This is a genomic window from Brevundimonas sp. A19_0 (assembly GCF_017744255.1).
Taxonomy (GTDB): domain Bacteria; phylum Pseudomonadota; class Alphaproteobacteria; order Caulobacterales; family Caulobacteraceae; genus Brevundimonas.
On the sequence record NZ_JAGHQP010000014.1, the window covers coordinates 74,334 to 81,424 of the forward strand.

At 64.7% G+C, this 7,091-nt stretch carries 11 protein-coding genes and 1 tRNA gene; all 12 read right to left on the bottom strand.

The features are described 5' to 3' along the window. Positions 1–81: 81 nt before the first annotated feature. Positions 82–471, bottom strand: a complete 390-nt coding sequence (gene rplL / locus J7346_RS12180; RefSeq protein ID WP_209120231.1) for a 50S ribosomal protein L7/L12 — start codon at positions 469–471, stop codon at positions 82–84. Positions 472–534: 63 nt separating this feature from the next. Further along, on the bottom strand, positions 535–1,050 hold the full coding sequence (rplJ, locus tag J7346_RS12185; protein WP_209120233.1) for a 50S ribosomal protein L10: 516 nt from the start codon (positions 1,048–1,050) through the stop codon (positions 535–537). Positions 1,051–1,440: 390 nt separating this feature from the next. Then, positions 1,441–2,130, bottom strand: coding sequence for a 50S ribosomal protein L1 (gene rplA / locus J7346_RS12190; RefSeq protein ID WP_209120235.1), 690 nt, complete (start codon positions 2,128–2,130; stop codon positions 1,441–1,443). Positions 2,131–2,133: 3 nt separating this feature from the next. Beyond that, on the bottom strand, positions 2,134–2,565 hold the full coding sequence (gene rplK / locus J7346_RS12195) for a 50S ribosomal protein L11 (protein ID WP_209120237.1): 432 nt from the start codon (positions 2,563–2,565) through the stop codon (positions 2,134–2,136). Positions 2,566–2,714: 149 nt separating this feature from the next. Beyond that, positions 2,715–3,293: a transcription termination/antitermination protein NusG gene (gene nusG, locus J7346_RS12200; RefSeq protein ID WP_209120239.1), complete on the bottom strand. Its 579-nt coding sequence runs from the start codon at positions 3,291–3,293 to the stop codon at positions 2,715–2,717. 10 nt (positions 3,294–3,303) lie between these two features. Further along, positions 3,304–3,591: a preprotein translocase subunit SecE gene (gene secE / locus J7346_RS12205; protein ID WP_209120241.1), complete on the bottom strand. Its 288-nt coding sequence runs from the start codon at positions 3,589–3,591 to the stop codon at positions 3,304–3,306. A 73-nt stretch (positions 3,592–3,664) separates the two neighbouring features. Beyond that, positions 3,665–3,740: transfer RNA gene (locus J7346_RS12210), tRNA-Trp, on the bottom strand. Positions 3,741–3,884: 144 nt separating this feature from the next. Further along, the gene (locus tag J7346_RS12215; protein WP_209120242.1) at positions 3,885–5,210 is read right to left on the bottom strand and encodes a hemolysin family protein; all 1,326 of its coding nucleotides are present in this window, start codon (positions 5,208–5,210) and stop codon (positions 3,885–3,887) included. A 48-nt stretch (positions 5,211–5,258) separates the two neighbouring features. Continuing rightward, positions 5,259–5,399: a hypothetical protein gene (locus tag J7346_RS12220; protein WP_209120244.1), complete on the bottom strand. Its 141-nt coding sequence runs from the start codon at positions 5,397–5,399 to the stop codon at positions 5,259–5,261. Between the two features lie 128 nt (positions 5,400–5,527). Further along, entirely contained in the window at positions 5,528–6,199 is a 672-nt protein-coding gene (locus J7346_RS12225) for a hypothetical protein (protein ID WP_209120246.1), read from the bottom strand. Positions 6,200–6,322: 123 nt separating this feature from the next. Further along, positions 6,323–6,880 (bottom strand): hypothetical protein, encoded by a 558-nt coding sequence (locus J7346_RS12230; protein WP_209120247.1) that lies wholly within the window; start codon positions 6,878–6,880, stop codon positions 6,323–6,325. 106 nt (positions 6,881–6,986) lie between these two features. After that, positions 6,987–7,091: hypothetical protein (locus J7346_RS12235; protein WP_209120257.1), on the bottom strand; the 105-nt coding region annotated here is incomplete at its 5' end.

Here is a 7,091-nt window from a genome sequence, read left to right on the forward strand (position 1 = left end):
CCTGAGGGGGCAACCAAAAAGGAAACGGCCCCGGCGGAGATCCACCGGGGCCGTTCGAGAAGAGGTCGCTGACGCGCCAGATTACTTGATCTGGACCTTGGCGCCGGCTTCTTCCAGCTTCTTCTTGATCTCTTCGGCTTGTTGCTTCGAGACGTTTTCGACGACGTTCTGCGGAGCGCCTTCGACCAGGTCCTTGGCTTCCTTCAGACCCAGGTCCGAACGCACGCCACGGACTTCCTTGATGACGTTGATCTTCTTGTCGCCGCCGTCGGTCAGGACGACGGTGAACTCGGTTTGCTCTTCGCCGGCCGGAGCGGCGTCACCACCGGCACCACCGCCGGCGGGCATGGCCATGGCGACCGGAGCGGCAGCCGAGACGCCCCACTTCTCTTCGAGCATCTTGGACAGCTCGGCGGCTTCCAGAACGGTCAGGGCGGACAGGTCTTCAACGATTTTGGCGAGATCGGCCATTTGGATTTTCCTTCGGAGGATAGGGGTTCAGTAGAGAGGTTGCAGAGATGAAAGAGCAGGCGCTCAGGCGGCGTCCTTGGTCGCGTACGCGTTGAACACGCGAGCCAGCTGGCCGGCCGGGGCCTGGACGACACCGGCGATCTTGGTCGCAGGCGCGTTGAGCAGTCCCAGCAGCGAGCCACGGATCTGATCCAGCGACGGCAGCTTGGAGAGAGTCTCCACGCCCTTCGCGTCCAGAACCTTGTCGCCCATGAAGCCGCCCAGAACGACGAACTTGTCGTTGCCCTTGGCGAATTCAGCGGTGACCTTGGCCGCCGTGACGGCGTCGTCGGCATAGGCAATGCCCACCGGACCCTTGAACAGGCCGTGGTAGTCGCTGCCTTCCTCGGCCTCGAGGGCCTTGAGCGCCAGACGGTTCTTGATCACCTTGAACGCGCCGCCTTCCTTGCGGAGGCGGCCACGCAGGTCTTCCATGTCCGCAACGGTCAGACCCAGGTTGTGGGTCACGACCACGGCGCCGGCGTCGGCGAACACGCCCTTCAGCGTCTCGATCGACTCGGCCTTTTGTGCGCGGTCCATTGCGGTCTCCAGTCAGTCGTTCGCCGCCGGGCTTATTCCCGACGACGGATGGCCCATACGATCGCGTCGCCGCGAGACGTGGGGGCCGGTCGTATTGTCCGAAGGAAGTTCCGAGGCCATGCCAGCCGCGCGAGCGCAGGCCGGAGGGCGACGTCTGCATCCCCATCTCCCCACGGTGCCAGAGGGCTCTCTGACGTTTATGGCGAAGGTGACCCCCTCGCCCCGAAGTTCTCGGACAGGCAGATCAGACCCGAAGGCCCGATCAAGGCGCGCTTCATACAGGTCCGGTCGGAAAAATCAATGCCCCGGGCGCGTGACAGGGCGCGCCGCACGAAAAAGGGGCAGTGGTCGCCCACTGCCCCCGTTTCTGTCGTCAGCGATCCGTGCGGATCAGGCGCCCAGCGAGGCCGGGTCCACCTTGACGCCCGGTCCCATGGTCGAGGACAGGCTGATCTGCTTGACGTAGGTGCCCTTGGCGCCCGACGGCCTGGCACGGACGAGCGCGTCGACCATCGCCTTGACGTTAGCTTCCAGAGCGTCCTGGGCGAACGAGGCCTTGCCGATGCCGGCGTGGACGATGCCCGCCTTCTCGACGCGGAACTCGACCGCACCGCCCTTGGCGTCCTTGACGGCCTGGGCGACGTTCGGGGTCACGGTGCCGACCTTGGGGTTCGGCATCAGGCCGCGCGGGCCCAGCACCTTACCCAGACGGCCGACGAGGGCCATCATGTCCGGCGAGGCGATCACGCGGTCAAAGTCCATGAAGCCGCCGTTGATCTTCTCGTACAGGTCCTCGGCACCGACGTGCTCGGCACCGGCGGCCCTGGCTTCCTCGGCCTTGGCGTCCTTGGCGAAGACGGCGACGCGGACGTCACGGCCCGTGCCCGACGGCAGGTTGACCACGCCGCGGACCTGCTGGTCAGCGTGACGCGGATCGACACCCAGGTTGACGGCGATCTCGATCGACTCGTCGAACTTGGCCTTGGCGTTGTCCTTGACCATCTTGATGGCTTCATCGAACGGCAGGGCGTTCGTGCGGTCGCCGGTCCAGGCCTTGATGCGCTTGGTTTGCTTGGTCATGGCTTAGGCCTCCACCACGTTGAGGCCCATGGCGCGGGCAGAACCTTCGATGATCTTGGCCGCGGCCTCGATGTCGTTGGCGTTCAGGTCCTTCATCTTCTTTTCGGCGATCTCGCGCAGCTGGGTGCGGGTGATCTTGCCGACGGTCTCGCGGCCGGTCGCCTTGGCGCCCGACTTCAGCTTGGCCGCTTCCTTCAGATACCAGGTCGCCGGCGGCGTCTTGGTGACGAAGGTGAAGCTCTTGTCCTGATAGACGGTGATGACGGTCGGAAGCGGGGTGCCCTTGGCTTCCTTCTCGGTGCGCGCGTTGAACTCCTTGCAGAAGCCCATGATGTTCACGCCGCGCTGACCGAGCGCCGGCCCGATCGGGGGCGACGGCGTGGCGGAGCCCGCGGGCACCTGCAGCTTGATATAGCCGAGAATCTTCTTGGCCATTGGTCTCTCCTATGAAGCGGGGAAATCAATCCCGGCGGATGAGCCGTGGTGCGGTATGGCAACCTCCCACGGATTTACCCCCCGCCCGAAGCCGGAGGGAGGCGCGCCTATAGCGGACGGCGCACCGATTGGCAAACCGGCAGTGAGCCCTAGCCCGCGACCTTTTCCACCTGGTTGTATTCCAGGTCGACCGGGGTCGGGCGGCCGAAGATGGACACGGCGACGCGCAGGCGGGCGTTGTCCTCGTCGATGCTCTCGACCTGGCCGTCGAAGCTGGCGAACGGGCCGTCGACGACCTTCACGGTCTCGCCGATGTCGAAGTGGATCTTGGGCTTGGGCCGCTCGACGCCCTCTTCCGAGGTGCCGATGATGTTCTGGATCTCACGCTCCGAGACCGGCAGCGGCTTGGTGCCGCCCTGGGCGCCGAGGAAGCCGGTGACCTTGGGCGTGTTCTTGACCAGGTGATAGGCCTCGTCGGTCAGCTCCATCTTCACCAGCACATAGCCGGGCATGAATTTGCGTTCCGAATTGACCTTGCGGCCGCGACGGACCTCGACGACCTCTTCGGCCGGCACGAGGATTTCCGAGAAATAGTCGCTCAGTCCCTGCTGGCGCGCCTGGTCTTCCAGGTGCTGGGCCACCTTCTTTTCGAAGTTCGAATAGGCGTGGACGATGTACCACTTGTGGCGGGGATTGGCGGGCGCGGCGGCCGGTGCGGCGTCGGTCATATCGATATCCTCAGGAGCCGATGGCGAGAATGCGCTGGGAGATCGCGCTCAGGCCGAAATCGACCACGAAGAAGAAGGCAGCAGCCAGCAGCACCATGATGAAGACCATCACCGAGGTGATCCAGGTCTCCTTGCGGCTGGGCCACACGATCTTGCGGCCCTCGGCCTGCACCTGGGAGAAGAACTGGACCGGCGAGGTCCGCTTCTTCGGCGCCGGGGTATCGACCGACACGGTCTGCGCACCGGCCGGGGTTGCCCCCGCCGTGCGGCGTCCACCCGGTGTTTTCGCCTTGGCCATCTGCTGTCTCTTCAAAACTCTGGGTCTGTCACCCCCACATGGGCATTGCCAGGCGGCGGTAACAGGGGGGAAGTGGCAGGAGTGGAGGGACTCGAACCCCCGGCCCTCGGTTTTGGAGACCGATGCTCTACCAGCTGAGCTACACTCCTGTGGCCCGGACAATGAACAACGCGCCGTGGGCGGACCCATCGGCGCGCGGTCTTGACCAGAAGGGGCGTATGCCCCAGCGCGCCATGCATTTCAAGCGGGCATTCGCCGTGCCGGACGGCAAGGCCCCTGCCCGTCCCGCGGCCCTAGTCGGTATCCGAGTCGTCGACGGCCTGTTCGGCAGCAATCACGGCCCGGAATATGAGCTTGTCGATACGGCGGTCGTCCATGTCGACGATCTCGACCTCAAACCGACCCAACTGCAGCACCTCGCCCTCGGAGGGCACGCGCGACAGCTCGTGCAGGACCAGACCGGCCACCGTGTGGAAGCTCTCGTTCTCGCCGAACATCTCGCCCAGATGGTCCGACAGCTCGTCCAGGTCGGTGCGGCCGTCGACCAGCCAGCTGCCGTCAGCGCGCTGGGTCACATAGGCATTGGGCTCGTCGTGGCTTTCGTTGAAGTCGCCCGCGATCATTTCCAGCAGGTCGGTGGCCGTCACCACCCCTTCGAAGGCGCCGTACTCATCGACGATGAAGGCCATGTGGACGCGCGAGCCCTTCATGATCTCCAGCGCCTTCAGCACCGAGGTCGACTGGGGGATGAAGGCCGGCACCTGGACCAGCTTCTCGACATTGAACTCGCCATTGTCGAGCAGGCTGTCCAGCAGGTCCTTCTTGTGGACCACGCCCAGCGGATTATCGACGTCGCTGTCGCGGGCCACCACGATCCGGGAATAGGGACAGGTGCGAACCTCTTCGCGCAGGGCCCCCTCCTCCTCGTCCAGCGCGATCCAGAAGACCTCGTGGCGGGCCGTCATGGCCACGCGGATGGGACGGTCGCCGAGGCGCAGGATCTCCTCGATCATCACCTGTTCCTCAGGCTCGATCAGGCCGGCCGAGGTGCCCTCGGCCAGGATGGTCTCGACCTCTTCCTGGGTGACATCGGTGCCGTCGCGGTCCTTGACCCCGATCAGCTTGAGAATGCCCGAGGTCGAGGCCGTCAGCACGACGACGAAGGGCTTGAGCACAATGGCCAGCGACGAGATCGGGCCGGCGGTCAGGGCAGCGATCGATTCGGGGAAGATCAGCGCCAGCCGCTTGGGCACCAGTTCGCCGACGATCACCGAGATATAGGTGATGAAGATGACGACGAGGGCCGTCGAGAAGACCTCGGAATACGCCGCCAGCGACGGGATCGAGGCCTCGAGCAGCTGGTTCAGCTCGCCCGCAATGGCCGCCTGACCATAGGCACCCGCCAGAATGCCGATCAGGGTGATGCCCACCTGGACGGCCGACAGGAAGTGGGTCGGGTCCTCGGCCAGTTTCAGGGCGGCCTTTGCCCCGCGATCGCCCCGCTCCGCCCGGCTCTGGAGCTTGGCCTTCCGCGAGGAGACGACCGCGAGCTCGGTCATGGCGAACAGGCCGTTGAGCACCACGAGGAGCAGAACGACGACGATAGAGAGGGCTAACATTCAGGGGAGACAGTGCGTCGCGGCGCGACAAGGGGCATCCGCATTTCCCTAATACGGTGCTTTGACCATTCCCGCCATGGGGTTGTTGGCCACCGCTGCCGATTGGGGCGCATCCGCCGGAATCACGGCACAGGCCGCCGCCCCCAGCAGGGTGCCGATGAAGATCCCGATATGAAGCGAGCGGCGCAATGTTACCAAATCCCTAACGTTCCTGATCCGAACGTAGGCACCGGTTGCCCCTTCCGCGCAAGCTATCGCCCCCGTCAGGCGCGGTGTTAACCGCCTTGCGTCACCTATCCGGCGAGCAGGCAGCGCGATCAGCCCAGATCAGCCTCCCGGGCGACCTCGTCCAGGAACTGGTAGTAGGCCGCCGCCGCCTCGACCATCTTGTGCGTGATGAAGGCATTCGCTCCGGCACCGACTGCGGCCCCGATGAAAGGCACGAACCGGCCCAGGGTCGGCCCCAGCAAGATCTTGGCCAGCCAAGCCGACCCCTTCTTGGCCGCCAGCGTGTTGATCGTCGTGTGCGACATTGCCGCAATCTGGGTGGTGACTGCAGACGCCAGCAGCTTCGCGCTGGCAGCCGGACCCACGGTGACTGCGCCGAGCTTGGCCGCCATGACCTTTGCAGAGGCGCTCGCAGAGCCGATCAGGGCCTTGCGGTCCGCCGGCTGCTCTGATGCCCACAACATGATCGCGGGAAAGTCCTCGACCGCTGCCGCGCCCCTCTGAATATAACCCACGCCCAGAGCCGAGTTTCGCAAGAACCGCATCAGCAGGATCAGTTCCGGGATCAGCAAGGCCAGTCCGACCGGTCCCCCGACCACCGCTGGCGCGGCGAGGCTGCCAGCCTTGACCATTCGCGACTTTTTCCAGCCGTCCATGGTTTGGTGTTGACTGAGTTCACGAACTTCGTCGATGTCGGAACCGAACGATTCAAACGCCTTGAGGAGCGCGTCGTTCAAGGCCTTGAGCAGTTCGTGCTTCACCGAGTCCCCCGCCGTGATGGTGGCGCCGGTCGAACCGGGGCCCGCCGTGTGACGCCCACTCACCCTGCGCAATATCAACGGTACCCGACAGCCTTGCGAAGTCAATCAGAGGATAACCCGGCATCAAAGCCCTGCCGCCCCCAAGCCCGCATTCAGGGCGACGAAGACGATCACGGCGAGCAGGATGCTGGCGATCTGACCAAGCTGCGAAACAAGTTCACGTGACGTGGGTCTCGCCCCGCGCCAGCTTGATGGGACAGCCAGCGCCAGAACGACCAGCACTGCGGCCCACACAAGCCACATGGCGATCTGCCCCCTCGGGCCGAGAACCGCCTGCCCGAAGCCACACAGGAACACGCTCGCGCTCAGGACCCTTCCTTCAATACTCACGGAGCCGCGAGCGATCGCGCCGGCCATGATGCCTCCCAGTAGAATCGAGTGCTGCCAAGCGGGATCCAGGCTCACCCAGGCCGGGAAATCGCGCCCGAGCGATTCCGCGATCCGCTCGACGAATGGCGTGATGGGACTGAACGCAAAATTGACAGCCCTTTCATACCAGTTGACCATCAGTTGGAGGGGAGCGGCCAGCCCCAGTTGCCGCCCGCGATGCAGCAAGACGACAACAGAGGCCGCCCCCAGAGCCGTTCCAAGTCCAGATATGATCCTGCCTGTGGCCCGCATCAGCCCAGCCTATCCTGGGTCCGCGAGTGTCGGCAGGAGGAGAGATAAAAAAAACGGCCCCCGGATTGCTCCGGGGGCCGTTCTGTCTTTCAGCCGTGGGGGCTGATTACTCGGTGATCTTCGACACGACGCCGGCACCAACCGTGCGGCCGCCTTCGCGGATGGCGAAGCGGAGCTTCTCTTCCATGGCGATCGGGGTGATCAGCTCGAC

What these genes read in the sequence shown, in the direction of transcription:
- rplL (WP_209120231.1), bottom strand. Translation starts at nt 471, where the DNA reads ATGGCCGATCTCGCCAAAATCGTTGAAGACCTGTCCGCCCTGACCGTT.
- rplJ (WP_209120233.1), bottom strand. Translation starts at nt 1,050, where the DNA reads ATGGACCGCGCACAAAAGGCCGAGTCGATCGAGACGCTGAAGGGCGTG.
- rplA (WP_209120235.1), bottom strand. Translation starts at nt 2,130, where the DNA reads ATGACCAAGCAAACCAAGCGCATCAAGGCCTGGACCGGCGACCGCACG.
- rplK (WP_209120237.1), bottom strand. Translation starts at nt 2,565, where the DNA reads ATGGCCAAGAAGATTCTCGGCTATATCAAGCTGCAGGTGCCCGCGGGC.
- nusG (WP_209120239.1), bottom strand. Translation starts at nt 3,293, where the DNA reads ATGACCGACGCCGCACCGGCCGCCGCGCCCGCCAATCCCCGCCACAAG.
- secE (WP_209120241.1), bottom strand. Translation starts at nt 3,591, where the DNA reads ATGGCCAAGGCGAAAACACCGGGTGGACGCCGCACGGCGGGGGCAACC.
- J7346_RS12215 (WP_209120242.1), bottom strand. Translation starts at nt 5,210, where the DNA reads ATGTTAGCCCTCTCTATCGTCGTCGTTCTGCTCCTCGTGGTGCTCAAC.
- J7346_RS12230 (WP_209120247.1), bottom strand. Translation starts at nt 6,880, where the DNA reads ATGCGGGCCACAGGCAGGATCATATCTGGACTTGGAACGGCTCTGGGG.